The sequence below is a fragment of the Comamonas testosteroni TK102 genome, from assembly GCF_000739375.1.
Taxonomy (GTDB): domain Bacteria; phylum Pseudomonadota; class Gammaproteobacteria; order Burkholderiales; family Burkholderiaceae_C; genus Comamonas; species Comamonas brasiliensis.
On the sequence record NZ_CP006704.1, the window covers coordinates 2,895,747 to 2,922,158 of the forward strand.

Consider the following 26,412-nt stretch of genomic DNA (forward strand, 5'->3'; position numbering starts at 1 on the left):
GGGCCAGCCACTAAAATCCCGCGCCATGCATAACTCCCACGATCCCAAGGTTCTGCCCGTGCGCGATGGCGTCAGCCCTAGCTGTGTGGTCTTGCCGTCCCAGGGCGGGGGGCTGCTGATCGACTTCTTGTGTGCACGCCTGCCCGCCGTCGGGCGCGTAGACTGGCTGCGTCGCATGGAAGCCGGTCAAGTGGTCAGCGAAACCGGAGAGATGGCCGGCCCGGACGCTGCATTCATGCCGGGGCTGCGCTATTACTACTATCGCGAGCTGAACGGCGAGCCAGAGATTCCGTTTGCGGCTGAAGTCATCCATCGCGATGAGCATCTGCTCATCGCCGACAAGCCACACTTTCTGCCTGTGGTGCCTGCCGGCCAGTATCTGCAGAACACGCTGCTGGTCAGGCTCAAGCGCGAGTTCGATCTGCCCGAGCTGTCGCCGATTCATCGCATCGACCGAGACACCGCGGGGCTGGTGGTGTTCTCGCTGCAGCGCGCCACACGCGGCATCTATCAGGGGATGTTCAGGGACAGGGCCATTCACAAGGTCTACGAGGCCGTGGCTCCTTACCGTGCTGAGCTGAGCTTTCCGCGCGAACACGTGAGCCGTATGGAAGAGAGCGGGCATTTCTTTCGCATGCATGAGGTCGAGGGCGAGCCCAATAGCCGCACCTTGATGGAAATCATCGAACACAACAACGCCTGGGCGCGCTATCGGCTCAGTCCAGTCTCTGGCAAGCGCCATCAGCTGCGTGTGCATATGGCGGCGCTGGGTCTGCCGCTCAGGGGCGATGCCTTCTATCCCGTGGTCGACGACCCGGAGCCGGGCGACTATTCCAGGCCCTTGCAACTGCTGGCACGCAGCCTGGCCTTTGATGATCCGCTGACTGGGCAGCGCCGAGAGTTCACCAGCCGGCGCAGTCTGCAGGCGCTGCCGCGCGACTGAGAACAGTCTTACCCGACCCTTGCAAGGGCAGGGGGAACGTCGAGTGCTGCAATTTATCGGACAAAACTGTCCGATAATGGCGCTATGTCCACCACCCGTCCTCCATCCGCTGAACGCCGCGCCCAGTTGCTGGACGCGGCCGATGTCGTGTTTGCCGAGCATGGCGTGACCGCTCCACTGGATCTCATTGTCGAGCGTGCCCAGGTAGGCCGCGCCACGCTGTATCGTCAGTTCCCGGACCGTCGCGCCATCATGGTGGCGCTGCTGGAGCGCTCTGTCGAGAAGACCCGGGCCGCTGCCATCGCCTGGCGCGACGACGACCAGGCCTTCTTCAAGCTGCTGGCTCTGGTGGGCGAGCGCATCGCCGTCTCCGCCACGCTGGTGGACTACTGGCGCACGGTGGACCAAAGCGATGCAGAGGTCATTGATGCGCGCCAGCAGATGTGGCTGGTGTTCGAAGAGCCCATGAAGCGTGCAGTAGCCAAGGGCCTGTGCAAGCAGGCCTTGAACGCCAAGGATCTGTCCCTGGTGTTCGGCATGCTGGGCGGCGCCCTGCGTGGTGAAACTCCTGCGCAACGCAAACAACTGGCGCGTCGCGCCCTGCAAATCATTCTGGACGGAATCAAGGCCTGAGGTTTATGAGTCAAGCTGCAGCACAAGCCACTGGGGCTCAAGCCAATCAAGAAGGCCCGAAATCTCCCAGCAGCCAGGCTTCAGCTCCTCCCGCCATTCCTCAGGGGCCCGTCATTTTGCTGCGCCGCCCGCCGGATTGGGCCGAGCATGAAAAGCCCGCGCTGCCCGGCTCGCCGGCCATGCCCCATCACGAGCCCTGGGTCCGCGTCTGCTATGGGCTGATTGCGGTCCTGGTCGGGCTGACCGGCGGCCTGGGCAATGCCTTGTTCACCGCCAATCTGCCCACGATTCAGGGACAGATGGGGCTGACCTCGGTCGAGGCCGCCTGGCTTACGGGCGCCTACGTCATGTTCAATATGACGGCCAATCTGCTGGTCTACAAATTCCGCCAGCAGTTTGGCATGCGCCTGTTCACCGAGATCGGCTTGGGCTGCTACGCAGCGCTCAGTGTGCTGCATCTGCTGCTGGGCAGCTACGACAGCCTGATTTTGCTGCGTGCGGCCAGCGGCCTGGCAGCGGCGACCTGCTCCTCGCTGAGTACGCTCTACATGCTGCAGTCGGCACCGCGCACCTATGTGCTCAAGATGCTGGTGATCGGCGTGGGCGTGGTCCAGCTGGCCACGCCGCTGGCCTGGATTCTGTCGCCGGGTCTGCTCTACAACAGCGAGTGGCACAACCTCTATCTGTTTGAAGCTGGCCTGGCACTGATGTCCTTTGCCGCCGTGGTACTGCTCAAGCTGCCTTCGGGCTTGTACATCAGGACCTTCGAGAAGCTGGACTTCGTCACCTTCAGCCTGATGGTGCCGGGCCTGGGCCTGTTGATTGCGGTGCTGGTCCAGGGCTATTCGCGCTGGTGGTTCGATACGCCGGGGCTGGCCTGGATGCTGGTGGCAGCGATAGCGTTGCTCAGCGTCGCGCTTTACATCGAACACCATCGTGCCAACCCCATGTTCCACACGCGCTGGTTCGCGCAGATGCCGACGATTCGTTTCGTGATCGGAGCCATCTTGCTGCGCTTTCTTACGGCCGAGCAAAGCTATGGCGTGGTGGGGTTGATGCGCACGCTGGGCATGACATCCGACCAGATGCAGCCGCTATTCATGGTGATTTTGCTTGGAACGCTTATAGGTGTTGCGCTGTCGGCTATTACTTTCGGTGTTCCCAATATGGGCAAGCAGATTGTGGTGGCGATTGCGCTGTTTGCCGTGGCAGCGTTTCTCGATCACCACCGCAGCAGTGTGGACCGTCCTTCGGACTTTTTCTTCAGCCAGTTTCTGCTGGCGGTGGGTTCGGGCGTCTTCATGGGCCCGCTGATGCTGACCGGCATCATCCAGGGACTGAAGTTCGGCGCCAACCACATGCTCACCGCCGTGGTCACCATCTCCATGACCCAGGCCATGGGCGGTTTGCTGGGTTCGGCCTTGCTGAGCACTTATCAGACCTACCGCGAACAGATCTACTCCGTGGCCCTGGTGGCGCAGATAGACCCGACCGACCCCGTGGTGGCCGAGCGGCTCAAGATACAGAACCAGCTCTACGGCAAGGTGACGCCCGATCCAGCCATGCGCGCCAACCAGGGAACGCTGCAGCTGTCGCAGATCGTGCGGCGTGAAGCCAATGTCAGGGCCTATAACGATGTGTTTGCGCTGACGGCCGCAATCGCCTTGCTGTATCTGCTCTGGAGCCTGGGAGCCTCGGCGCGCGTGCGCCAGGCTGCCGCCATGGTGCGCGCAATGACACGGCAAAGCGGCAACCAGGTGGCGGCAGCCGCCGGGACCGACGGTACGCCCCAGCGCGCGCCTTCGGTGGCGCCGGTTGCAGAGCCTGAGGCAGCGAACGCCCATGAGCCCGACGCATCGCAGCGTTTCACGGTGGTGGTGCAGCCCACGGCCACCGATGCCTATGGCGATGTGGAAGAGAGCGCTCGGACCGAGCCCGCCAGTCCGGAGCGAACCGTGGTGATCCAAGGCGCGCAGGCGACGCGCCTGGCTGCCGCCGCGCAGGCGGCCGAGACTCGCGAGCAGGCCGTGCTGGCCAGCCGCGACCCCCTGCAGGACAACGCCCAGGCGCTCGAGCTCGAGGCCGAACTGGAGCAGGAAATCGACAAGAACGCCCGCAGCAGCCCTGCGGTCGGCGATGGCGGCCGGGATGGCTCCGGCCCCCAGGCAAGGAACTCAGACCGATAACAGCAAGAGATTGAGCATGAGCGACAGTCAACAACCCCATTCCCCCGCCGCCTCTGCGGCGACAGCTGCCCCTTCACCCGCTGCAGCCTTGCCTCCCACGCCAAAGAAGATCAAGCCTTCCTTGCGCAGCGTGCTCATCATGCTGGTGGTGGCCCTGGCAGGCATGCTGCTCGTGCTGCGGGCCTGGAATCTGTGGCCCTTCAACAGCTCGGTGGTGACCACGGACAATGCCTATGTGCGCGGTGCCGTCACCGTGCTGGCTCCGCAGGTCAATGGCTATGTGACCGAGGTACTGGTCAAGGACTACGAGCAGGTCAAGGCCGGCCAGGCGCTGGTGCGCATCGACAGCCGCAGCTATGAAGCGGCCGTCGCCCAGGCCCAGGCACAACTGGCGAACGCGCAGGCGCAGCTGAGCAATTCCGAACAGACACAGGCCCAGAACCGTGCCACGCTGAGCGCCAGCCGTGCCGGTCTGGCTGCCGTGGAGGCAGAGGCCCAGCGCTCGCAGGCGGAGCTCAAGCGCGTGCAGGAGCTGGCCGAGCGAGGCTCCGTGTCTCTGAACGAACGCGACAAGGTGCGCGCCACCTCGCGCCTGGCCGCGACCAACGTGGCCAAGGCCCAGGCCGACATCGCGATCAACCAGGAAAAGATCAAGGCCACGACCGTGGGCCGTGACTCTCTCAAGGCCCAGGTGCAGATGGCTGAAGCGCTGCTGCGTCAGGCCCAGATCAATCTGGACAACACCGTGGTCCATGCGCCCAGCGATGGACAGGTCAGCGAGGTATCGGTGCGCAAGGGCCAGTACGTGGCGGCCGGTACGCAGCTCATGTATGTGGTGCCGCCCACTTACTGGGTGGTGGCCAATTACAAGGAAACCCAGACTGCCCGGGTGCAGATCGGCCAGCTCGTGAGCTTCAGCGTGGACGCGCTGGGCGGCTTGCGCCTCAAGGGCCATGTGCTGGAGATTGCGCCAGCCACGGGTTCGGAGTTCAGTGTGCTCAAGGCCGACAACGCCACGGGCAATTTCACCAAGGTCGTCCAGCGTCTGCCCATCAAGATAGCCATCGACGAGGGCCAGGCCGATGCGGCGCGCCTGCGCCCCGGCATGTCGGTCATCGTGCGCCTCGATACTGCACAAAAAATAGAGCATTCAGCGCAGACCCCACAAGCGATTGAGGCCGATTTGGTTCAAAAATCTCAAGCGCCCGCAGCTTCCGCATCCGAACAGGCCAAGCCATGAGTAACGCCCTTCATACCGTGCGTGCCTTGCCCCTGGCGCTTGCATTCCTGATGGCTGGCTGCAGCGTGCCCAGTCTGACCCGGGCCCCAGACAGTGCTCAGCCTGCGGTGCCGGCCAGCTGGAGCGCGGAACGGGCCGCAGGTGGTGCCAGCGCAGTCCAGACCGGTTGGTGGCAGGCCTTTGGTGATGCGCAGCTGAGTCACTGGGTGGAGCTGGCGCTTGCGCGCAACAACGATGTGCTCACTGCCCTGGCCCGGGTGGAGGAGGCACGCGCGAATCTCGATGTGACGGGTTCGGCGGCCGCACCGCAGCTGTCGCTCAGCGCACCGGGCTCGGCCAACCGCAGCCTGAGCGCGCGAACCGGCCAGATGGTGCATGTGCGTTCGGCCCAGCCGGTGCTGCAAGCGAGCTGGGAGTTGGATCTCTGGGACCGCCTGGGCAGTCTGAGCCGGGCAGCCGATCAGCGTCTGCAAGCCAGCCAGGCGGATCGCGACGCGGTACGCCTGACGGTGGCCGCGACCGTGGCGCAGGCCTATATCGCTCTGCGCTCGCTGCAGGCCCAGCTGGCCGTGGCCGAGGACACGGTGAAATCGCGCGAGGATGCGGTGCGTCTGCTCACCGATCAAGTGCGTGTGGGCTATATCTCGCAGCTGCAGCAGAGCCAGGCGCTGGCCGAACTGGAAAGCGTGCGGCAATCGGTGCAGCAGCTGTCTCTGGCGCTGCAGCGCCAGCGCATAGCACTGATGCAGCTGGTGGGCGGAAGCGGTGATGACCAGGCACAGGCCCTGGTCCTCTCCAGCTTGAGCGAGCATTCCGGGCTTGAGTCCATGGGCTTGCCCGCCATGCCAGCACCTGGCTTGCCGTCGGGCTTGCTGGAGCGCCGCCCTGACATTGCACGGGCCCAGCTGTTGCTGGCGGCCAGCGACAGCAATCTTGCGGCACAGCGCGCGGCCTTTTTGCCGCAGGTGAGCCTGAGTGCGAACTTCGGCAGCCTGTTCATCAACGCGCTGGATTACAACCCGGCCCGGGTCTGGTCGCTGGGCGGCAGCATTCTCGCCCCGCTGTTCAACGGCGGGCGCCTGCAGGGTCAGTTTGATACGGCATCTGCCCAGCGTGATCAGGCCGCCTATGCCTATCGCGGTGTGGTCATCAAGGCCTTTGGCGATGTGGAAAAAGCTCTGGTCAGCTCCCGGCAACTGCAAGCCCAGTGGGAGCATGCCAAGGAACGCGAAAAAGTGCTGGGTCGTACCCTGGGTTTTGCCAAGGATCGGTATGAGGCCGGCTATGCCAGCTATCTGGAGGAGCTGGATGCCCAGCGCAATCTGTTTGCCGTGCAGCAGGAAGTGCTGCGCCTGCGTCAGAGCCAGCTGGAAAACGCCGTGGCGCTGTACCAGGCGCTGGGTGGCGGCTGGCAACTGGCCGATGCAGCTGCCCGGCAACCCTGAATCCGGTTCATGAGCTCCTGAAAAGTGAGCATTCTTCGCTTGTCTGCTATAAGCTCCAAGGCATCTTGAAGTAGTACCAAAGGCCGACGGCAGCCAGGACCAGCGCCAGCAGCCACAGATACCGGCCTTGCCCTCTGGGGACTTCTCCCGGCGATGGCGCTGCGGACGGAAAGTGGTTGGGGGCGCTGGCCCGCACCGATTGCCGTTGCAGGATCTGCCAGTCCAGCGCAATGCCATCCATGGCCGCATCGATATGGTCCTTGGCCTGTGAAAGACCCAGGCCCGTGGCATCGCGCAGCAGCTTGATGGCTTCGATCTTGTTGCCGCGTGCCATGGCATCTTCCACCTCGGCCCTGGTCTCTGCGGGCACCGGGTTCGCGCCGGAAATCAACGCCGCTATGGCCTCTGCATGATCGCCGCTCACGGTGACGCTGGTGGTGGTCTTGCCATTGACGGTCGTGGTGGTGGTCTTGATGGAAGAGAAGGCGCTGCCGGTCACGGTGTCGGCCCGATTCAGCTGGTCCAGCAGCAAAGTGGCATCCTTCATGCCCAGTTTGTCCAGCTGCTCGCGCAACTGCTGCATGGCCTGCGTCCGCTCTGCTGCGCCATGCTGGACAAAGTCCGGCTCGTCGCTGGCTTCCAACAGGTCTCTGGCCTCCTTCAGACCCAGCCCGCCTTGCTCGCGCAGCTGTTTGATGGCTTCGATCTTGTGACCGCCCTGCCAGTGTTTGAGGATTTCTGCTGGAATCTGTGTGGGCATGAGCGGCTCCTTGTGCTTGTGGCGGTCGAACCCGGCATCAGCCGCAGTCCACCTGCAAATGGCTGAAGTCCCCGGCACGCAGCCTGCCATCCGCGATAAAGGCCATGAGGCGTGCGCCATCCTGCCAGCACCAGTGGAATTCCTCATGCGACTGCAGCGTCAGTAGCGAGCGCCAGTGCGAGCTGCCAGGGTATTTCTCGGCCTCGGGCGTGGGATCGTAGCCCAGACTGTCCCAGGAGGGGCGGCCCAGCAGATAGTCGCGAGGCAGATCGCCGCTTTCCTCAAGCCCATGGAGCCAATCCTGTAGTTCATCGAACTCCACTGGCCAGTCCTTGCGCAGCTCCTCGTGGCGAGGAAGATCGATGCCGTTCTCAAACTGCAGCGCACGGCTGTCCGTGCCCCACTGATGGGGAGCCTGGATCTCATGCATGTCGCTGATATCCGGCCAGTAGAACGCCTTGAGATAGTCCTTGTCGCGCCAGAAGATGGCGTCGTCCTCGTCAAAGCCGTAGAACAGCGACAGCAGGCCGCTGGCCGGCAGCTCTGCAGGGCGGCCGGCTCCGCCCGGGAGCTCGGCAAAGTTGATCTGTCCGACAAACAGGTAGTGGCCGTCCGGATGCTCGGGCCAGGCAAAGCCCGTAGGCACCATGGGCTGACCGCCAAAGCGGCTTTGCAGAGGTGCGCCCCTGGTGGGGCCCAGGCGAATAGCGACGGCGGGCTGGGCCAGATTCAGGAAGTATTGCTTGTGCGCCTTCAGCAGTGGCGAGGCATCCAGGTGTTTTTCAAGCGTTGTGAAGTCCATGTAGCTTGGAGCAGTGAGTTTGCAGGCCATTCTGACCCAGACGGCGGCCGTGCCTTGCCAGAGACTGTCCGCTAGATGCAACAAAACGTATGTTCGTTGCATTGCTGGAGGCTGGTGCTTGCAAATTCATAGCTGCATGTGCAGGTACTCATTAGATTTGAGTCGAAATCGGCTCACAGTCTCCGAAGGACTGTTGCACGAAACCGAAACCGGTCTGTCCAGCTGATCGGTCCATGCCTTGTAGGTGCGCAGTGCCATGGCATGCAGCTGGCCTATGTGTTGCGGCAGTCGGGCCAGGATCTGGGCCTCGCTCTGAACGGCCGGGCCCCGGGCCTGCAGCAGCTCATGATGCCCCTCGCCGCACCATTGACGCACGCTGTCTGCAGTCACCTCCAGATGGCCTTGAAACGCCCATTGCCGGCCGTGGACAAAGCCCTTGTTCAGGCAATGCTGCCCGTACATGGTGCGTCTGGCGGCTGTCGGAATGTCGAAAGTGTCGTAATGCCAGTTGAAGATGGTGGCTTGCGCGGGCAGGTTCATCAGTTGCTGGGCGCAGGGGGTGATGCGGACTTCGCTCCAGCCGATGTTCGCGCAGGGGTTGCGCCAGACGCCTGCGCCCATGGCGCGGGCCAGCATCTGCGCGCCAAAGCAGTGTCCCAGAACGGGGATGTCGTGCTGCAATGCACTTTGCAGCAGGCAGCGTTCCTCATCGATCCATTGCAGCTGCTCGTTGGCGCAATGGTTGCTGCCCAGCACGATGATGCCGCGATAGTCGCGCGCATTGGCCGGGGCCGCGCCTTCGGCACAGGGGTCTATCAGCACATGGGCAATGTCTTGCTGGCGCAGGTGGTCGAGCAAAATGCCGGGGCCTTGCGATGCTTCGTGCTGGAGGATGGCGACAGGCTTCATGGGAGGCGGGCTTGCAGGACAAGCCGGTTGTTGTGAAGCCTTGAATCTAGGAATTAAGGCCTCAAGCCCTTGCATGGATTGTGGCCGCTGCTATCAAGATTGCATAAAGAAGGACAGCTCGGCCCGGCGTCATCCAGGCTTTCCAATTTCCGTCAGCGTGCCATACTGGGCTGCCGGCTCCTGGCGCGAGGCGGTCTCTATCACTGCAAAAGCATGGTTATGTCACAGAGCAAACATGGGCTTCAGGGGGATGCAAAAACCGGGCAGGGCAGCAGCCCGTCGGCACTGACACTGGCGGCGCTGGGCGTGGTGTTCGGCGATATCGGCACCAGCCCGCTCTACGCGTTCAAGGAGGCTTTTACCGGCACCCACGGGCTGACGGTGGGTCCCGAGAATGTGCTGGCCGCGCTCTCGGCGCTGCTCTGGGCCGTGATCGTCATCGTCGCCATCAAGTATGTGTGGGTGGTGCTCAGCCACGATAACGATGGCGAGGGCGGCGTGCTGGCGCTGACTGCGCTGGCCCACCGGGTGATGGGGGACCAGTCGCGGCGCTCGCGCTTCGTGGTTGCAGCCGGAGTGTTTGCGGCCGCACTGTTCTATGGTGACGCCATCATCACGCCGGCAATTTCCGTGCTCTCTGCCGTGGAAGGCATGAGCATTGCCACGCCGGAGTTCGAGCATTTCATCGTCCCCATCACCATAGGCATTCTGATCGGGCTGTTCTCCATTCAGATGAAGGGCACCAGCGTGGTGGGGCGCCTGTTCGGCCCGGTCACCATTGTCTGGTTCCTCTGCATTGCCTGGGCAGGTGTGGCCAGCATTGTGCAGACGCCCATGGTGCTGCAGGCCGTCAACCCGCTGCATGCACTTCGCTTCGCCGTGCAGCACACGGATAAGGCCTTCTTCCTGCTGTCGGCCGTGTTTCTGGCCATGACAGGCGCCGAGGCCCTCTATGCCGACATGGGACATTTCGGCAGCCGGGCCGTGCGCCTGGGCTGGTATGGGCTGGTGTTCCCGGCTCTGATGCTCAATTACTTCGGCCAGGGCTCCTTGCTGTTGCGTGATGCGTCGGCGGCCAGCAATCCCTTTTTTCTGTTGGCTTCGCCGTCCTGGCTGCTGATTTTTGTAGTGCTGGCCACTGCCGCCACGGTGATTGCCTCTCAGGCGACCATCTCAGGGGCCTATTCCATGACGCTGCAGGCCAGCCGCCTCGGTTATCTGCCGCGTGTGCGCGTGCTGCACACCTCCGATCAGGAGCAGGGCCAGATCTATATCCCCAGCGTGAACTGGCTGATGCTGCTGGCCGTGATCGCGCTGGTGCTGGCCTTCAAGTCCTCGGGGGCATTGGCGGCGGCCTATGGCATTGCCGTGTCGGGCACCATGCTGATCACCACCATGCTGGTGGGCTTTGTGGTCTATCTGGGGCGCAGTCGCGCAAGATCCGTCACGCTCGCAGCGCTGGCCTGTTTTGCCTTGCTGGAGATAGGCTTTTTTGCTTCCAATCTGACCAAGCTGGAGCAGGGCGGCTGGTTGCCGCTGACTCTGGGCGCCGTCATCTTCATCGCGCTGATGACCTGGCGTGACGGTACCCAGTTGGTGGCCGAGCACAGGCGCCGCCTCGATATCCCCATGAGCGATCTGATGAGCTCGCCCATGAGCGGCGTGCCTGTGGTGTCCGGCACGGCCGTCTATCTGACCTCCGACCCCAAGCTGGTGCCGAATGCGCTCTTCCACAATCTCAAGCATTTCAAGGTCATGCATGAGCAGACGGTGTTTCTCCACGTGATCAACGAGAACACACCCTATGTGCGTGAGGGCGAGCGCCTGAGGCTCAAGCCCATGTGCAACGGGGTCTGGGCGCTGGACATGCATTTCGGTTTTCGCGAGCAGCCCGATATTCCGGCGGCGCTCAAGCGGATGACACCGGATGTCGATGGCGAGATACCGAACCTCGACCCCATGACGACCAGCTTTTTCGTAGCCAGGGTACAGGTGGTGGACGGGCCCGGTGGTCTTTCTGCCTGGCGCTGTGCGCTGTTTGGCTGGATGTCACGCCAGTCGGCCAGCGCGGCCACTTATTACAAGCTGCCTGCGAACCAGGTGGTGGAACTGGGTACGCAGGTCGTGCTTTGAAGGGCCGGGATGGCGAGCCAGTGAATCACTGGCTGCTGTCCTTTGAGAGTCTTACTCGCCCAGCGCATCGAGAGCGCGGGCCGAATAGACCATGGCAGCACCCGCATTCAAGGCCACGGCCACACCCAGTGCTTCGGCAATTTCTTCCCTGCTGGCTCCCGCAGCCTTGGCTGCCTTGGTGTGCACGGCGATGCAGCCGTCACAGCGCGTGGTCACACCCACGGCGATGGCAATCAGCTCGCGTGTCTTGGCATCGAGATGGCCGGTCTTCTTGCCCGCGCCGGACAGGGCCTTGTAGCCCTCCATGGTTCCCGGGCTCAACTCGGCAAACTCTCCCAGCCTGCCTGCCAGCTCCTTGCGGTATTCGTTCCAGTCCAGCATTGCCTGCTCCTTGTTGAATGAAGCGTTGATTGTGTGCCACTGCCACAGGGTGTTCAAGCCACGCGCGTTTCGTCCGCCGAGCTGTAACGCCTGGTTCGGAGGAGTTTGAAGGGATTTCTGAGCTGTATGAAAATACAGGTCTCATGGTCGGCATCCACCCGTCTTTTCGCCAAGCATTTTGTGAGCGTCACCGTGACTGCATCCCAAGCCACCATTCTTCCGCCGCATCGCTTCTACTATCTGCACAACTTCCAGCAGGCGCTGGACTGGTTGGCGCAGCGCTATGGCGATCTGTTCAGCGCGCAGGAGGCTGATTTCATCGCCGGCTTTGCGCGACTGCCGCAGAACTCCAGGGCGCTGCTGGTACGCATGTTGATGCGGCGCGGGCCCTGGTTTCGCGCCAGCAAGCTCGCCTACGAGGAGATTCCGGTGACGGTCGATGCTGCCGCGCCCTTGCTGGAATGTGGCTGGCTCAGTACCACAGAGCCCATGGATGCGGTCGAGCTGTTCAGCCTGCACACCAAACCCGAGCTTCTGCAGATCTTGACTGGCTTTGAGTTGTGCTCTTCCATGCGCAAGGCCGAGATGCTGCAGCGGCTGGCCGAGAGGCAGCCCGAGCCCCGGCCTTATGCCGTCTGGCACCCAGAGGCCGTGGAACCTGTCTGGCGCGTCATGGTGGGCGAGCTGGGAGAGCGTCTGCGGCTGATGTTCTTTGGCAATCTCTACCAGGATTGGTCGGAGTTCGTACTGGCCGACCTCGGTATTTTCCGCTACGAGCCGGTGGCGCTGGATGCTGACTCGCGTGCATTTCAGCGCCGCGAAGATCTGGACTTCTATCTGGAGATATCGGCCCGGCGTCAGGCTCTCGACGAAGGCGTGGAGCCCGCGCAACTGCTGCCTGCGCTTATTGAAAATAATAGCGAAAACCCATGGCTGGACATGCGCCGGGCCAAGGTTTTGCTGAAGCTTGGCCAGGTGTGCGAGAGGCTGCAGGACTGGCCGCTGGCGGCTCAGGCCTACACGGCCAGCCGCTATGCGGGTGCACGTCACCGTCATATTCGCGTGCTGGAGCGCATGCAATGCTTTGATCAGGCGCTGGCTCTTGCCAGCCAGGCACAGGCTGCGCCTGAAAGTGAGGAGGAGCGTCAGCGTGTGGCGCGCATGCTGCCGCGTCTGAGCCGCAGCATGGGACTCGGCGCCATGGGGCGCCAGCCGGCTCTGGCCCCGGCCGTGGCGGCCCTGCGCGGCGATGTGCAGCTGGACCGACCCGCCCAGCCCATGGCGGTGGAGTACGCGCTGCAAGCCCATTGGCATAGCGCCGATGCGCCCGTGTTCTATGTGGAGAACGCGTTGGTCAACTCGCTATTCGGTCTGCTGTGCTGGCCGGCCGTTTTTGCGCCGCTGCCAGGGGCTTTTTTTCATCCCTTCCAGAGTGGGCCGGCCGATCTGGGGGCACCGGATTTTGTGCTGCGCCGCCAGCCTCTGTTTGATGCCTGCCTGGCCGAGCTGGAGGACGGTCGCTACCAGGCCACGATTCGCCAGCGCTTTGCCGACAAGCAAGGAGTTCAGTCGCCGTTCGTATTCTGGGGCACATTGACGCAAGAGCTGCTCGAGTTGGCGCTCGATTGCATGCCTGCCGCCCATCTGCGGATTCTGTTCGCACGGCTGCTGTTGGACCTGAAGGCCAACCGCACCGGCTTTCCCGATCTGGTGCGCTTCTGGCCTCTGCGGTCCGATGCCGGTTCACGCTACGAGCTGGTGGAAGTCAAGGCGCCGGGCGACAAGTTGCAGGACAACCAGATTCGCTGGCTGGCCTATTGCTCGGAGCAGGGCATTCCCGTGCGCGTTTGCCATGTGCAGTGGCGTGACGAAGGTAGCACGCCATGAAGCCAGCGCTTAGCGTGGCAGTACGCGCACTGTGCGAGTTCACGGCGCGCAGCGGCGATCTGGATCTGCGCTTCACGCCCGCGCCCAGTGCGCTGGAGGGCATGGAAGGCCATGCCGTGGTGCAGAAACGGCGTGAGAAAGCGGGCGGCTACGAGGTGGAGCTGGCGCTCAGCGGTCGGTTCCAAGAGCTGCAGGTTCGCGGCCGAGCCGATGGCTTTGATGGCGTGCGGCAGCAACTTGAAGAGATCAAGACCTATCGAGGCCGGCTTGATGGCGTGCGTCCCCATCATCGGGCCTTGCATTGGGCCCAGGCCAGGGTCTACGGTCATTTGCTGTGTCAGGAGCGCGGCCTTGAGCGGATCAAGCTGGCGCTGGTTTATTTCCAGATCGGCAGCGCAGAGGAGACCGTGCTGGTGGAGGAGTGTTCCGCCACCGAACTGCAGGCCTTTTTCGAATCGGTATGTTCCCGCTATCTCGACTGGGCACGCTGCGAAGCCGCCCACCGTCAGGCGCGTAATGAGGCCATGGCGCAGCTGAAATTTCCCATGCCGGCCTTCAGGGCCGGGCAGCGGGAGCTGTCCGTGGCCGTCTATCGCACGGCCCATGCCGGCGCAGGCGGTCGCTGTCTGATGGCTCAGGCGCCGACCGGCATCGGCAAGACCCTGGCCACGATTTTCCCCATGCTCAAGAGCATGGCCGCTGTCATGGCCAAGGGTGTCTCGGAGACTGATGCAGCTGGTCTGGACAAGCTGTTCTTTCTCACTGCCAAGGGCACGGGCCATGGACTGGCGCTGCATGCACTGGGCCAGCTGCAGCAAGCCTTGCCGCGAGCCATGTCGGAGGCTGCCGAGACGCCGGTTGCGCCCTTGCGTGTCTTGGACATGCAGGCGCGCGACAAGACCTGCGAGCATCCCGGCAATGCCTGCCATGGGGAGTCCTGTCCGTTAGCGCGTGGCTTCTTTGACCGACTGCCTGCGGCCAGGCAGCAGGCGCTGCAACTGCCGCTCTGGGATGCTCCGGGATTGCGGACTCTGGCCTTGCTGCATGGCATCTGCCCCTATTACCTGTCGCAGGAGCTGGCGCGCTGGGCCGATGTGGTGGTGGCCGACTACCACTATTACTACGATAGTGCGGCCATGCTGTATGCGCTGGCCTTGCAGCAGGACTGGCGTGTGGGCGTGCTGGTGGACGAGGCGCACAATCTGCTGGAGCGCGCGCGCAGCATGTATACGGCGCCGCTGTCCCAGTTTGATCTGGCACAGGCCCGCCAGGTAGCGACCGGTGCTGTCAAAAAGGCACTCGATGCACTGCAGCGCCAGTGGCAGGTGCTGAACCGGGCCCAGGATCAGGCCAGCTACCAAAGCTACGAGAGCATTCCCGGCGCACTGCTGGGCGCCGTGCAGCGGGCCGTGGGCGCCATCGCGGATCAACTGGCGGAGCAGGAGACCGGTGACCATGCGGCCGCAGTGGGGCAGCACGCACTTGCCGACGATGTCTTGCTGGGTTTTTACTGGGAACTGCTGCATTTTCAGGCTCTGGCCGATCAGTTCGGGCCGCATGCGCTGTTTGATATCCAGCGGCCTCTGCTCTTGGGGCGCGCGGGCAGGCTGCGTGAGCCGTCATCCACGCTGTGCATTCGCAACGTGGTGCCCGCACCGCACCTTGCGGCGCGCCATGCAGCGGCACAGGCCTCGGTGCTGTTTTCAGGCACGCTGAGTCCGCCCGGGTTCTACCGTGACCTGCTAGGACTGCCTGTCGATACCGCCTGGCTCGATGTCCCGGCACCGTTTGCGGCCCGGCAGTTGCAGGTGCATATTGCTCGCCATATCTCCACACGCTGGCGTGATCGCGAAGCGTCTCTGGCACCCATGGCGGATCTGATCGCGCAGCAATATGCGCGTCAGCCCGGCAACTATCTGTGTTTTGTCAGCAGTTTTGAGTATCTGCAGCAAGTCGCCGCTACCGTGGAGCGGCGGCACCCGCAACTGCCGTTATGGCAGCAGCAGCGCGGAATGGACGAAGCCGGGCGGGCCGAATTCCTGGCCCGCTTTGTCGAGGGCGGCCAGGGTCTGGGTCTGGCCGTGCTGGGCGGGGCTTTTTCCGAGGGCGTGGATCTGCCCGGCAGTCGTCTGATCGGTGCCTTTGTTGCCACACTGGGCCTGCCCCAGCTCAACCCTGTCAACGAAGCCATGCAGCGTGCCATGGATCAGACCATGGGAGCGGGGCTGGGCTATGACTACACCTATCTTTACCCCGGCCTGCGCAAGGTGGTACAGGCGGCTGGCCGAGTCATACGCAGTGAGCACGATAGCGGTGTTCTGGTGTTGATGGACGACCGCTTCGCACGCGCCGAGGTGCGTGCGCTGCTGCCTGCCTGGTGGCAGATCGAGGGACCCCGCCGAGATTTCCGGACAGCCTAGCGGCCAGAAACGCTCGCTCACATCTCCGTTTGTAATCCGTGCCAAACGGCCCTCATGCGCCTTGATACTTGGGGCAAAGGAGAAAAAGGCCATGAATTCCCGCGACACCTACGACTCTCAGTCCCAAGCCACCGGGGAAGAGGGCAGCCAGGGATGGGATGCAATCGATGAGGCGCTGCAGACGGTTTATGGCGATCAGCAGCCCGCCCATTTCGGCACGTTGATCAAGTTTCGTCTTGGGGGAGACGATCCGCTGGACGGCGTCAGCGTCTACCGCAGCGAGCAGGGCGCGCCGCACTGGCACTATGTCAGCTACGGCTTCAGCGATTTGTACGGCGACCTGGACGACAGCTACGACATCGCTCCGGGCAAGCCCAGCGGCTATGGTTTCGAGCTGAGCTTCAGATTGCTGCGCGGCGCCAACGAACAGGAAGCACCTAGTTGGCCTGTTAACTTTTTGCAAAATATCGCTCGATATGTGTTTCGTACCGGCAATGTGCTGGCCCCGGGGCACTGGATGACGGCCAATGGCCCGATCAAGGCCGATGCCGACACGCTGCTGACCGAAATGGGCTTTGTGCAAGATCCCGAGTTGCCGGCCATTCACACGCCCTATGGCGACCTGATGTTTCTGCAGCTGGTGGGACTGACCAGTGACGAGTTGCGCGAGGTGCGTCGCTGGAATGTGCAGGGAGCGCTTCAGTCGCTGCAGAGCTATATGCCGCTATGGATCACCGATCTGGCCAGGCCCAGCCTGCATGATCTGCCCGATGTCCAGGCCGCCATCGATGCCGGCGCGGCGCGTGAAGGCTCGAAGACGGGCGTGCTCTACAACGATGTTCTGGGCTTCAGTCACCGCAAGCGCCTGCTGCGCAGTCCTCAGACCGTGATTCGCCTGGGCAGCCTGGGCGTGCGCGACCTCAAGGCCATGCTGCCGGCACGCCTGCCCCATGGCCGTCCGTTGATTCTGGCGGGCGACGGCTCGACGCTGGAGCTGGTGCCCGCCGGCGACAGTGAAGGGGGGCTGCTGGACTGGCATAGCGACCATGAACTCAAGCTCAGCCTGACCCCGGCGCAGATGCAGGCCTGGAAGCAGGTCGTCAAGGGGCGCGACGGTGAGTACACCGTGCCCGGGCTCGACGGTCTGGTCTGGCAGGTCAAGAGCAGTGTGGTGACGGATAGTCATGGGCGCGTGACCGGAAGGTACGAAGAGCGCTAAGCCGCAAAACAGCAACAATCAAGCCATACGCGCGGTCTCGCGCAGTCTTTGGAGGAGCCTGAACGGGCGACTCGTTCTTCAGGGCAGCACTGCCAGCACGACCTGGGACGCCTTGAACAAGGCAGTGGCCGTCTTGCCAACGGCCAGGTCCAGGTTCTCGGTGCTTTCCAGGGTGACCATGGCCACCACCTGCAGGCCTTGGGCATCAATGGTCACTTCGGAGTTCACCGCGCCGGGCTTGATCCGGGTGATCTTGCCTGTGAGCTGGTTGCGTGCCGAAAAGCGTACGCCTTCGCAATCCGTCACCACCATCACGGAGGGCGCCTTGACCATGGCTATCACCGAGCTGCCGGCCTTCAGGCCCAGACTGACTGCACTTCCATGTGTGATGGTGGCCACCAGTTCGGGCTGGTGTTCGGTGCGGATCTGGACCTCATCGGTAACGATGCCATGGCTGATATGGGAGACATGACCCCTGAACTGGTTGCGTGCGCTGCTCTGCATGAGGGTTTCCTTGAAATGCCGCTGGGAACTTGGACCTATTCTTATAGCACCCGGACCAGTGCAGTTAAACGCTGCGAAGCCCGCGACTGCTGCAACCTTGCCCATAATACCGGCTCTGATTTGCGTGCCTGAGGCCAAGAAATGAGTGATCTGAACATCGTGCAATGCACGCACGAACGCCACGCCGCTGCGATTTTGGACATTTTCAACGATGCCATCGTCAACTCCACGGCACTTTACGACTACCAGCCGCGCACGGCGCAAAACATGGTCAGCTGGTTCGAGGCCAAACGTGCGGGAGGATTTCCCGTCATCGGCATCGAGGATGCGCAAGGCCGGTTGCTTGGCTTTTGCAGCTGGGGCAGTTTTCGCGCTTATCCGGCCTACAAGTACACGGTTGAGCATTCGGTCTATGTCCACCCCGAACACCGGGGGCTTGGTTTGGGTCAGCAACTGATGGATTTGCTGATTGCCGAGGCCAGGCAGCGTGGCGACGTGCATGTACTTGTCGGTGCCATCGATGCCGCCAACGCAGGCAGCATCGCGCTGCACAAGCGTCTGGGTTTTGAGTCCGTGGGCCTGATGCCGCAGGTGGGCTTCAAGTTTGGCCGCTGGCTGGATCTGGCCTTCTATCAGCTCACCCTGCAGACGCCGCTGAATCCGGTGGATGGTTGATTGCTCCGAAAAATATAGCTTCAGCGACTGCCTACAAAGCGCTGCAGCGAGTCTTTCCTGAATGGACCGGGTTCCTGGATGCATTTTTTGCCTCCAGAAAATGGCTGCTCTCTTGTTTTTCCTGAGACCGGTCGCAAGCTAAGGGCTGGTGTTTTGTCGCTTTGAAGGGGTCACCGCCATGTGGAAACTGGGCCGTTTGCTGAGTCGCTTTCGCAAAGAACTGCTGCTTGCCTGGGCTGTGCTGCGCGATCCGCGCTCGCCCAGGGCTGCCAAACTCGCCACTGTGCTGGCGGCGCTCTACCTCATCAGTCCCCTAGACGTCGTGCCAGATGCCATTCCTGTTATGGGCTGGCTGGACGACGGCCTGATCGGTTTTTTGCTATTGCAGCTGGCTTTCAGGCTTTTGCCCGCTGAACTGCTGGGCTCACTGCGCGAACGCGTGGGCGTCAAAGCGCTTTGAGCAGCCGTCTCTAAACCATGGCGACCAGCGTTGATACATCGGGCGCTGGTCGCTTTTTCTCATGCCCGCCAGACCTTAGATGCCCAGAAACTGAAAAGGCTTGGAGGGCTTGAATTCCGCAGTGGCATTGCCCGAATAGGTATGGCTCTGGTCGGCGCCCAGGTCCAGCTTCATGACCTTGACGGTTTGCGCATCGAAATCCAGTGCCTTGAGATCGACCCAGAAGGTATTGGGTGTGAGAGCCGACTCGAAAAAGTACAGCTTGCGCTGGTGGTCAAACACCGTACGCCAGCGCGTGGACGAGATATTGGGCTGATCGGGCGTGCTGATGCCGTAGGGCACCGAGACATTACGGATCACGCTGAACACGCTGGCCAGTGCCTTGTTGGGGTTGGGGTCCTTGGGAATGGCATTCACATAGAACGATGCCCGCGCAAAGCGATCGGCTGCGCGGTTGGTACCGGGCAGCATGATCGTGCCGCCGATCTGCTGCCAGTAGCTGTTGAGCGCCAGTTGCTGATCGAAGGTGGGCGAGTTGGTCATCACCTGGTACTTGCGGTCATGGTGAATGACCTGCTTGCCCTGGATGTATTCAACGATGGCGCTGTCGCCGCTGGCGTCCGACATGGACAGGTGCAAGGTGGTCAGGCGGTTTTCTCCGGGCACATTGTCCGAGACGATGGTGAAGGGCTCCTTCTCCAGCGCGACCACGGCCTCCTTCACGGTGGCAAAGTTGTCCAGCACATATTGCGCCCAGGCGGCAATCGTCAGCCCGGGTTTGCTCTTGGCATCAAAGCTCGGATACTGGGACTCCACCAGCCACAGCAGATTGGCGTTGAGGCCGGCTTCGTTGACACCGTCCGTGGTCGAGATGTCATAGCCCGAAGTGATGACGCTGCCGTATCTGGACTTCCAGCGCAGCGTGTTCTGACCGGTCTGGCCGTTGCGCTCCATGCCGCGCGGCAGCACCCAGAGATTGCTGACAATGTCGCTTTTCCAGTCCATGGAGCGGGCCGTCATGATCTGGCCGTCCACACCGTGGTAGACCAGCCGGGTGCAGGCCCAGGCACTAGTCGTGGCGGCTGCAGCGGAAGCGGCGAGCAGCAGGGTGGCCGGCAGGGGGCGAATACGCGGCATTCTGTTTTTCATCAAATCTACTCCTTGCACTGTAAGCATGAATTCGACGTAAGTGACTGCTGCAGGGGCTCCGGCTTGGCAGGGCACGCAGTCCCAGGCGCATAGCCTAACCTGGCTCGGCAAGCTCCACGGCGGCGCCGGCCGGGCACGCCCGAAAGCAGCTGGCATACTGCTTCCATGATGCCAAGGCCTTTGACGACAGTTGTGCTGCTGGCGCTGACAGCGCTGGCAGCTTGTGACTTTGCCGAGCCGCCAGCGCCGCTGAGCCGGCAGGCGCAGGCCACGCGGGATGCGCCGCCGGAGCAGGTCTTCAAGGGCGTGCTGGCAGGTCAGCCGGTGTTCCTGCTGGTCCATGACTGCGAGGGCTTTCTCGTGGAGCCTCTGGAAAAAGACGAAGTCCGCTGGGAAAAGGTGTTGGCCCCCGAGCCATATCCTTTCTTCACCTCCTGCCAGCGGCAGTCGATCCGGCATGAGGCCGGCGCGCTTTCGGTCACGCTGGGGCGCATGGCCTTTGGCGCAGGCGGTTGCTGTGCCACGGGAGGCGATTACCGTTCCACGGACGGCAGGAACTGGAAAAAGATCTCCTGAAGCTCTGAAGTCGAAACCAGGGGCGCCAGGTGCGAGCCCGCAGGCTGGATGCGCAGCGTGCGGACCGAGCCGGCTCCAGCGGTCAGAGCGCGGTCAATGTCCATGTCCCAGCGGCAAAGCTCAGCTGGTGCGTCAACTCCAGAGCCTGAAGCAGCATCGCATCGTGCGAGACGATGAGCAGCGTGCCCGGGTATTGGCGCAATATGCTTTCCAAAGCCTGCAGGGACGGCAGATCCAGGTGGTTGTCGGGCTCGTCCAGCAGCAGCAATTGAGCCGGTTGGTCGCGGTAGAGCGCGCAGGCCATGGCAGCCTTGAGACGTTCACCACCGCTGAGCTGTGCGGTGGGCTGGTCGATATGGCGCGCGTCCAGCCCCAGCTGTGCCAGGCGCATGCGCTGCAGCGACTCGGGCGTGCTCGGACTCGCGGCCAGCAACTGGCCCAGTACCGACGATGCGGGCTGCAGCAGGCTCTGATGCTGGTCGAGTACGGCATGCGTCACATTCAGCTTGCACTCGCCTTCCAGCGGCTGCAGCTGAGTGGCCAGCAGTTGCAGCAGCGTGGACTTGCCGCAGCCGTTTGGTCCGGTGATGGCCATGCGTTGACCGGCGCGCAGCACAAGGCTCAGAGGTGAGTGCCTTGCCACATGAGGCAGTTGCACCTCGCGCAGTTCGGCCACCATGCGATCTCCGAGGTTCGTCAGTCCCTGCGGCAGATGCCAGTGAATGCTCTCGGCCTGCCAGTCCACCTGGCGCTGAAGCGCCAGGGCGGCCTCGCGCACGCTCTGGTTCAGGACTTCACGCGCTGCGGTCTGCTGGGTCGCCAGCTTGCCGCCTGAAGCTTGGGCGCGCTCCTTGCCTGCGTCCAGCAGAATCTTGGCCTGGTTGCCGTTCTTGCCCAGTTTTTCACCGCGTGCCTGCCTGCGACTCTGGCGTTCCTGCTGCGTGCGCAAGGCCTGCTCGGCGCGGCTGCGCTCCAGCTTGAGTCGTGCCAGTTCGTCTTTTGCATTCCGGCTTTGCTGTTGCCGGACTTCTCTATAGAAAGAATAGTTGCCGCCGTAGACGGTGATTGCGCTGGCGCTTAGTTCCGCCACAGAGTCCATGATTTCCAGCAAGACTCTGTCATGGCTGATCAGCAACAGGCCACCGCGCCATTGCTGCAGCTGCTGCGCCAGGGCAGAGCGGCTGGCAGCATCCAGGTGGTTGCTGGGCTCGTCGAGAATCAGAAAATCGGCCTGGGCCAGCTGTGCACCCAGCAGAGCGACCTGCATGGCCTGACCGCCGCTGAGTCGGCTGGCAGGGGTTTGCGGTGACAGCCGGGGCAGGCCGACCCGCTCGAGCTGCGTCTGAAACTGCTGATGTATATCCCAGCGCTCGGCCAGCAGTTCGAAATCGCTGGCTTCGCAACTGCCTTGTTCAATACGCTCCAGTGCCTGCAGTGTGCCGCCCAGGCCTGCGAGCGCAGCAAGACTCAGGTCTGGACGGGACGCCAGCGGGTTCTGCGGCAGATAGTGAATGCGGCCCGCACGCGTCACGCTGCCGCAGCCGGGAGACAACTCTCCGGCCAGGATGCGGGCCAGCACGGTCTTGCCCACGCCATTGCGGCCCACCAGCGCCGAGCGCAGAGAGCCGAAGTTGCAGCACAGATTGGAAAAGAGTGGCCGCCCATTGGGCAGCGTGTAGGAGACGCCATGCAGCGTCAGGTGAGCTTCTGTCATAGAACCATGCGATGAGTTGATGCCGAACATCCCCGGCTGCGTATAACGGTGGCAGCGAAAGGAAGGAGGGATGGTGGCCGTCAGTCAGACGGCGGCATCAATGGCGCATGGGTGAAGAGCCTCGTTGGAAAGTGAGAGTGATCGATTCTAGGCAGTGCGGCGCCGAGGTCAAGCAAGTCGTGGCTGATTGCCGAATTCCGCCAGCACTTTCAGCACGCTGGCGACCGCCGGGTTCAGGGCTGGCAACTGGCGATGGGCGATGGCCATGGGGCGCATCAAGGTGGGTGAGAGATGTCGTATCTGCACGCTGCTCAGTTGCTGCTGCTCTTCCATGGCCTCCAGCGGCAACAGGGCCGCAGCCTGACCGGCTGCCGCCAGGCTTTTGAGCGCTTCGGTATAGGTCAGGGCGATGAAGGGGCGAGGGCTGAGGCCGGCCTGGCCGAACCAGCCAGCGATCAGCCCATGCATTTGCGTGGCGGAGGCAAAGCAGGCCCAGGGGCGGCTTGCCAGCCATTCGGGGCTGATGCGGTCAGGGACCGTCCAGGCTGCGGGCAACAGAGCCACCATGGGATCGTTACGCCAGGGCATGAGCGTGATCTCTGCCGTCTCTGCCTGTGGGCTGGCGACCAGACCTATATCCAGCGTTCCTGCCTTGAGGCGCTGCATGGAGTCGGCCGAGCCCACGGCCTCCAGCCTGATGTCTATGCCGGGGCTGTGACGACTCAGGGACTCGAGCATCAGCGGAAACAGCCGGATGTTGACCCCGGCGGACACGCCTACCTTGACCAGGCCGGCGCGGCCGCTGGCATGGCGCTGCACCTGATCGATCAGGTCGTCGCCGGCCTCTAGCAGCTTGCGTCCTTTCTGCACCAGCACCTGGCCGGCCGACGTCAGTTCTGCCTGGCGCCTGCCGCGCAGCAACAGCGTGGCGTTCATGCGTGTCTCCAGTTCCTTGATGTGCAGGCTGACCGTGGGTGGAGCCAGATGCAGCGCCTGGGCTGCCGCGGCAAAGGTGCCGAGATCGGCGATGGCAATCAGCGTCTGCAACTGGTCGAGATTCAGGTTTCGCATGGGAGTTGAATCAGATTTTCTGAACTGAGTGGTCAGATCATTCAACTTTACAGATGTTTGGCGGCCAAAGACCATTGGTCGACCATGAAAAATCATCGAATTGAAGACCCTGATATGGGCTATGACGCATTGGATGACAGGACCGCAGCTGTGCCCAGGCACGGGCTTGAAGCAGCCGGATCCGGGGAGGCCCGAGCGCGGCGCTGGCTGGCACGAGTCCGGGGTTGGCTGGAGCGTGCCGAGGCACGAGTGATGGCTGGGTTCAGGGTGCCTCCGAATGGCGGCTGAAGAGGGTTTTCAAAGGGCTGCCGCTTGTGGCTGAAGCGCGGAGGCGATGACAGCAATCCGCTTGTCAGCACCAGGTCGGCGTTACATTGCGGGTTGCTGTGTCAGAGAGTCATGGAGAGCTTATGTTGCTCAAGAATATTCAATCCGTCGTGCTGTTCGTCCCCGATATCGACGCTGCAGCCCTCTGGTATGCCGAACTGTTTCAGGTGCAGGTGCAGTATGAGAATCATCACTATGCTTTCATCAGCACGCCGACATGTCTGATCGGATTTCATCCACTTGATAGCAAGTGCCCGGGCGGAGCCGGTGGGACAAGCGTTTATTGGGAGGTGGACGATCTGCATCTGGCACGGCAGGAACTGGAGCGACGAGGAGCAGTCTTGTTTCGTGGCCCGATTGTCACCAGTCTTGGCGCTGTTGTGGCCATGTTGCTCGATCCGTTTGGCTGCACCATAGGTCTGAATCAGGATGGCAGTCAGCCGGTACAGCCAATCCAGAGCTTGCCGGAGGCCAGCTAGCAGCCCAGACCCAGGCACGAGCGAATGCGCAATCAAGCCTGGGTCGAGTGCGGCATTGATCTGCCGTGTTCAGCCTGGCTCAGGACGGGCAGGCTCAGTGTCAAAATATCGACATTGTTTGCTTTTCTTCATGAGGAATCGATGCGTGCATTGGCGGAGCTTCTGGAGCGTGACGAACCGGCTTTGGCGCTGATTCAGGCCTGGGCGCAGGAGGCGAGCATTCCTGTGGAGTGCCTTGCTGCTTCGGAGCAGGGTGACTCCGTCTTGCTGGCATTGCAGGTCACGACGCGCTCGCCGCTGGGGGCAGTCGCACATGGAACCGGCGGAATCCTGGTCGACGGAGGCTGGCTCAGAATGCTGGGCTGCGGGCATGCCAGGCTCACACGCGATATCGCGAGCTGGAATCGCGGGCGTAGAAGTGGGTTCTTGTTGATTGCCGACGATGCGGTGGGCGGATTCTTTGCGATCAACGGCGGAGCGCTCGGTGAAGATCTGGGTGCTGTCCACTATCTGGCCCCGGATACCTGGGCCTGGGAGTCCTTGGGGATCGGGCACACGGCCTTCATGCAATGGGCTTTCACCGAGCGGCTGCGCGATTTCTATCGAGACTTGCGCTGGGAAGGCTGGGAAACCGAAGTGGCCGACATGGGCAATGACGCGTGCCTGAGTTTTTACCCCTTTCTTTTCACGGAACAAGGCAGTGTGCGTTCGAGCTCGCGCAAACCGGTGCCTGCGGCCGAACACTATGCTTTCATGAGCCAGAGTGAATTGCCGGACCTGGGCTGATCCGGGGCAAGTGCCGAGGCAGCTGGGGACAGCCGATCCGGCCAGCGACTCGGCTCCAATCGATTGTGAAGCGGCGAGGGCGACCGGCTGCTGGCCTGCGCTGCGCATCATAGGCTCAGGCTGGAATCAGCGTTTGGCTGACCCCGCTCCAGCACCGTCAAGTGCAGCCGCCATCTCGACCAGTTTGGCAATCGTGTTGAGATTTCTGGCCGTGCCTGAGGCCGCTGCAGGGATCTTGAGTCTGGAGTTGCCCATTCCCGAGCCGTAAGCCACATAGATTTCACGTCGACCCAGTTGCAGTTGTTCGTCGTTGCGACCCGTGACCTGGGACAGCGCGTCTGCAGGAGGTGCCTCCTCAAGAAAGATGGCGACAGCGCGGTTGCCCGGAGACTGGGGAAAGGGATTGGCCTCAAGCACCTGCTTCATCTGCTGGAGCGTTCGCACAAAGACTTCTATGGGCTTTCCCGCGTAGCTGGCCAGGCGTCGCGCCAGGGCCGACTTGAGTTGCTGTGCGGAGCAATCTGCTTTCAGCACCGCGTTGCCACTGGCGATATAGGTCTGTACCTGTGTACAGCCTTCGGCCTCGCACATGGACTTCAACTCTGCCATGGGAAGTTTGCCGGTTCCGCCGACATTGACGGCACGCAGCAGAGCGATATAGATGGGCATGACCGATACCTTGGCGGGATCTCGAAGGAGTAGGCCAGCCTGCGCAGGTGGATGAGCACGATGCGGAGCAAGGGCGCTGACGGAGAGGCTAGCGTAGCGCAATAGCTGGCGAGATATGGCGGCCGGGACTCGGATTTCACATGAGATGCTGAAACTCGGGCAAGGGTTGAGCCGAAGTCAGCCTGGCTTAGGCGAGGCAGGGCCTCGGCAGCAGCCTGCCATTGCCAAGGCGGTGGCAGACCTGGCCGATCACAGCCTCCTGGACTGAACGCTCATCAATTCGGGTAGAGGCTTGCTGTCTGGCTGGACGCGGTTGCCTGCCCAGGCCTGTTATCGGACGCCACCGGAGCGGGGCTGGCCTGCGCAGATGCATCCGGCCCGTAGAGGTTGCGGCGCTCCTCTGCGGTCATGGACTGAGGACATTTGGAGCCCGTGATCTCCAGGGCCATGCGAGCAGCAGGGTCCATGCAGTCCATCGCCAGCGAGGCTGCCTTCATTCCCTTGTTCCAGAGCTCGCGGCTCATTTTCAGGCGCGTGCAATGCTCGTCCGTCCAGGTCGTGCCGAAGCTCAGGCCAAAGCCGGGGCCGTTGGCACTGCCGCTGCTGCTGCCCATGCAGGTGTCGTTGCTGGTCGTGAGATTGGGGCCGTTCACGCTGGGAACGTTCTTTACGGTGTAGCTGCCGCTGTATTCCACGATATTCCTGGATGTACCGGATAGGCTGCTGTTCAGATTCTGGGTGGTTGTGCCGCTGGTCGTTATGTTTTGATCCGAGCTTGAAGTGGAGTGGCTTTCGATGCTGGATACCGATCGACTGTCCGCAGCAGCAACCGGATTGACGATGGTGATGGACTGGTTCTGTTGTGCTCCCACGGACGAAGAGCTGGAGAGGCTTTGTGCACTGCTGTCGGCGCTCTGCGCAAAACCGCACACAGGGACACAAAGGCTTAGCAAGGCGATCGAGGCTTTCATGCTGTTTCTCCCTTGACCCCGAGTCTTGACCTGGCAGGCCTCGACTCGGGGTCAATACAACTGGGTTCGCAGA

24 protein-coding genes are annotated in these 26,412 nt (G+C 62.5%); 14 read left to right on the forward strand and 10 right to left on the reverse strand.

Features of this window, described 5'->3' with window-relative positions; genetic code table 11:
• The first annotated feature begins 25 nt into the window (after positions 1-25).
• The 5 genes from O987_RS13060 (at position 26) to O987_RS13080 (ending at position 6,447) form a co-directional block, all read left to right on the forward strand.
• Positions 26-943, forward strand: a complete 918-nt coding sequence (locus tag O987_RS13060) for a pseudouridine synthase (RefSeq protein ID WP_043372706.1) — start codon at positions 26-28, stop codon at positions 941-943.
• Positions 944-1,027: 84 nt separating this feature from the next.
• Positions 1,028-1,576: a TetR/AcrR family transcriptional regulator gene (locus O987_RS13065; RefSeq protein WP_043372707.1), complete on the forward strand. Its 549-nt coding sequence runs from the start codon at positions 1,028-1,030 to the stop codon at positions 1,574-1,576.
• Positions 1,577-1,581: 5 nt separating this feature from the next.
• Positions 1,582-3,762, forward strand: coding sequence for an MFS transporter (locus O987_RS13070; RefSeq protein ID WP_043372709.1), 2,181 nt, complete (start codon positions 1,582-1,584; stop codon positions 3,760-3,762).
• Between the two features lie 16 nt (positions 3,763-3,778).
• Positions 3,779-5,002, forward strand: a complete 1,224-nt coding sequence (locus O987_RS13075) for an HlyD family secretion protein (RefSeq protein WP_003055402.1) — start codon at positions 3,779-3,781, stop codon at positions 5,000-5,002.
• Positions 4,999-6,447, forward strand: coding sequence for an efflux transporter outer membrane subunit (locus tag O987_RS13080; RefSeq protein WP_043372712.1), 1,449 nt, complete (start codon positions 4,999-5,001; stop codon positions 6,445-6,447). The genes O987_RS13075 and O987_RS13080 overlap by 4 nt, the downstream gene beginning before the upstream one ends.
• A gap of 46 nt (positions 6,448-6,493) precedes the next feature.
• Here O987_RS13080 and O987_RS13085 read toward each other — a convergent pair whose 3' ends face one another.
• The 3 genes from O987_RS13085 to O987_RS13095 all read right to left on the reverse strand — a co-directional run bounded on the left by O987_RS13085 (position 6,494) and on the right by O987_RS13095 (position 8,918).
• The gene (locus O987_RS13085; RefSeq protein WP_043372715.1) at positions 6,494-7,207 is read right to left on the reverse strand and encodes a ribosomal protein L7/L12; all 714 of its coding nucleotides are present in this window, start codon (positions 7,205-7,207) and stop codon (positions 6,494-6,496) included.
• A 37-nt stretch (positions 7,208-7,244) separates the two neighbouring features.
• Positions 7,245-8,009 carry a YwqG family protein gene (locus O987_RS13090; RefSeq protein ID WP_043372718.1) on the reverse strand — a complete coding sequence of 255 codons (765 nt, stop codon included), beginning with the start codon at positions 8,007-8,009 and terminating at the stop codon, positions 7,245-7,247.
• A gap of 126 nt (positions 8,010-8,135) precedes the next feature.
• The gene (locus O987_RS13095) at positions 8,136-8,918 is read right to left on the reverse strand and encodes a type 1 glutamine amidotransferase (RefSeq protein ID WP_003055394.1); all 783 of its coding nucleotides are present in this window, start codon (positions 8,916-8,918) and stop codon (positions 8,136-8,138) included.
• Positions 8,919-9,137: 219 nt separating this feature from the next.
• Here O987_RS13095 and O987_RS13100 point away from each other — a divergent pair, with 219 nt between their 5' ends.
• Complete coding sequence (locus O987_RS13100) at positions 9,138-11,051, forward strand: potassium transporter Kup (RefSeq protein WP_019043189.1); 1,914 nt, start codon at positions 9,138-9,140, stop codon at positions 11,049-11,051.
• Between the two features lie 51 nt (positions 11,052-11,102).
• Here the strand turns inward: O987_RS13100 and O987_RS13105 are convergent, their stop codons facing one another.
• Positions 11,103-11,432: a carboxymuconolactone decarboxylase family protein gene (locus O987_RS13105; RefSeq protein ID WP_003055390.1), complete on the reverse strand. Its 330-nt coding sequence runs from the start codon at positions 11,430-11,432 to the stop codon at positions 11,103-11,105.
• A gap of 213 nt (positions 11,433-11,645) precedes the next feature.
• Between O987_RS13105 and O987_RS13110 the strand changes: the two genes are divergently transcribed.
• The 3 genes from O987_RS13110 to O987_RS13120 all read left to right on the forward strand — a co-directional run bounded on the left by O987_RS13110 (position 11,646) and on the right by O987_RS13120 (position 16,958).
• Entirely contained in the window at positions 11,646-13,319 is a 1,674-nt protein-coding gene (locus O987_RS13110) for a VRR-NUC domain-containing protein (protein WP_043376439.1), read from the forward strand.
• On the forward strand, positions 13,316-15,739 hold the full coding sequence (locus tag O987_RS13115; RefSeq protein WP_043372720.1) for a helicase C-terminal domain-containing protein: 2,424 nt from the start codon (positions 13,316-13,318) through the stop codon (positions 15,737-15,739). The genes O987_RS13110 and O987_RS13115 overlap by 4 nt, the downstream gene beginning before the upstream one ends.
• A 91-nt stretch (positions 15,740-15,830) precedes the next feature.
• Positions 15,831-16,958 carry a suppressor of fused domain protein gene (locus O987_RS13120; RefSeq protein WP_043372722.1) on the forward strand — a complete coding sequence of 376 codons (1,128 nt, stop codon included), beginning with the start codon at positions 15,831-15,833 and terminating at the stop codon, positions 16,956-16,958.
• Between the two features lie 78 nt (positions 16,959-17,036).
• On the opposite strand, the gene O987_RS13125 is transcribed toward O987_RS13120, so the two are convergent.
• Positions 17,037-17,462 carry a TOBE domain-containing protein gene (locus O987_RS13125; protein ID WP_043372724.1) on the reverse strand — a complete coding sequence of 142 codons (426 nt, stop codon included), beginning with the start codon at positions 17,460-17,462 and terminating at the stop codon, positions 17,037-17,039.
• Between the two features lie 141 nt (positions 17,463-17,603).
• Here O987_RS13125 and O987_RS13130 point away from each other — a divergent pair, with 141 nt between their 5' ends.
• Both O987_RS13130 and O987_RS13135 read left to right on the forward strand, forming a co-directional pair.
• Positions 17,604-18,137, forward strand: a complete 534-nt coding sequence (locus tag O987_RS13130) for a GNAT family N-acetyltransferase (RefSeq protein WP_003055383.1) — start codon at positions 17,604-17,606, stop codon at positions 18,135-18,137.
• 178 nt (positions 18,138-18,315) lie between these two features.
• Positions 18,316-18,597 carry a YkvA family protein gene (locus O987_RS13135; RefSeq protein ID WP_043372725.1) on the forward strand — a complete coding sequence of 94 codons (282 nt, stop codon included), beginning with the start codon at positions 18,316-18,318 and terminating at the stop codon, positions 18,595-18,597.
• A 75-nt stretch (positions 18,598-18,672) separates the two neighbouring features.
• Here the strand turns inward: O987_RS13135 and O987_RS13140 are convergent, their stop codons facing one another.
• Positions 18,673-19,746, reverse strand: a complete 1,074-nt coding sequence (locus O987_RS13140) for a linear amide C-N hydrolase (RefSeq protein ID WP_043372727.1) — start codon at positions 19,744-19,746, stop codon at positions 18,673-18,675.
• 180 nt (positions 19,747-19,926) lie between these two features.
• Here O987_RS13140 and O987_RS13145 point away from each other — a divergent pair, with 180 nt between their 5' ends.
• Entirely contained in the window at positions 19,927-20,322 is a 396-nt protein-coding gene (locus O987_RS13145) for a hypothetical protein (protein ID WP_235214374.1), read from the forward strand.
• A gap of 82 nt (positions 20,323-20,404) precedes the next feature.
• Here the strand turns inward: O987_RS13145 and O987_RS13150 are convergent, their stop codons facing one another.
• On the reverse strand, positions 20,405-22,036 hold the full coding sequence (locus tag O987_RS13150; protein ID WP_043372732.1) for an ATP-binding cassette domain-containing protein: 1,632 nt from the start codon (positions 22,034-22,036) through the stop codon (positions 20,405-20,407).
• A 168-nt stretch (positions 22,037-22,204) separates the two neighbouring features.
• A complete protein-coding gene (locus O987_RS13155; RefSeq protein ID WP_043372734.1) occupies positions 22,205-23,107 on the reverse strand; it encodes a LysR family transcriptional regulator in 903 nt (300 codons plus the stop codon).
• Between the two features lie 410 nt (positions 23,108-23,517).
• On the opposite strand from O987_RS13155, the gene O987_RS28040 reads away from it, so the two are divergent.
• Both O987_RS28040 and O987_RS13165 read left to right on the forward strand, forming a co-directional pair.
• The gene (locus O987_RS28040; protein ID WP_080731519.1) at positions 23,518-23,913 is read left to right on the forward strand and encodes a VOC family protein; all 396 of its coding nucleotides are present in this window, start codon (positions 23,518-23,520) and stop codon (positions 23,911-23,913) included.
• A gap of 24 nt (positions 23,914-23,937) precedes the next feature.
• Positions 23,938-24,699 carry a DUF2625 domain-containing protein gene (locus O987_RS13165; RefSeq protein ID WP_235214375.1) on the forward strand — a complete coding sequence of 254 codons (762 nt, stop codon included), beginning with the start codon at positions 23,938-23,940 and terminating at the stop codon, positions 24,697-24,699.
• 126 nt (positions 24,700-24,825) lie between these two features.
• On the opposite strand, the gene O987_RS13170 is transcribed toward O987_RS13165, so the two are convergent.
• Positions 24,826-25,368: a DUF1697 domain-containing protein gene (locus tag O987_RS13170; RefSeq protein WP_043372740.1), complete on the reverse strand. Its 543-nt coding sequence runs from the start codon at positions 25,366-25,368 to the stop codon at positions 24,826-24,828.
• Positions 25,369-25,643: 275 nt separating this feature from the next.
• Entirely contained in the window at positions 25,644-26,339 is a 696-nt protein-coding gene (locus tag O987_RS28800; protein WP_051962178.1) for a hypothetical protein, read from the reverse strand.
• Positions 26,340-26,412: the final 73 nt, after the last annotated feature.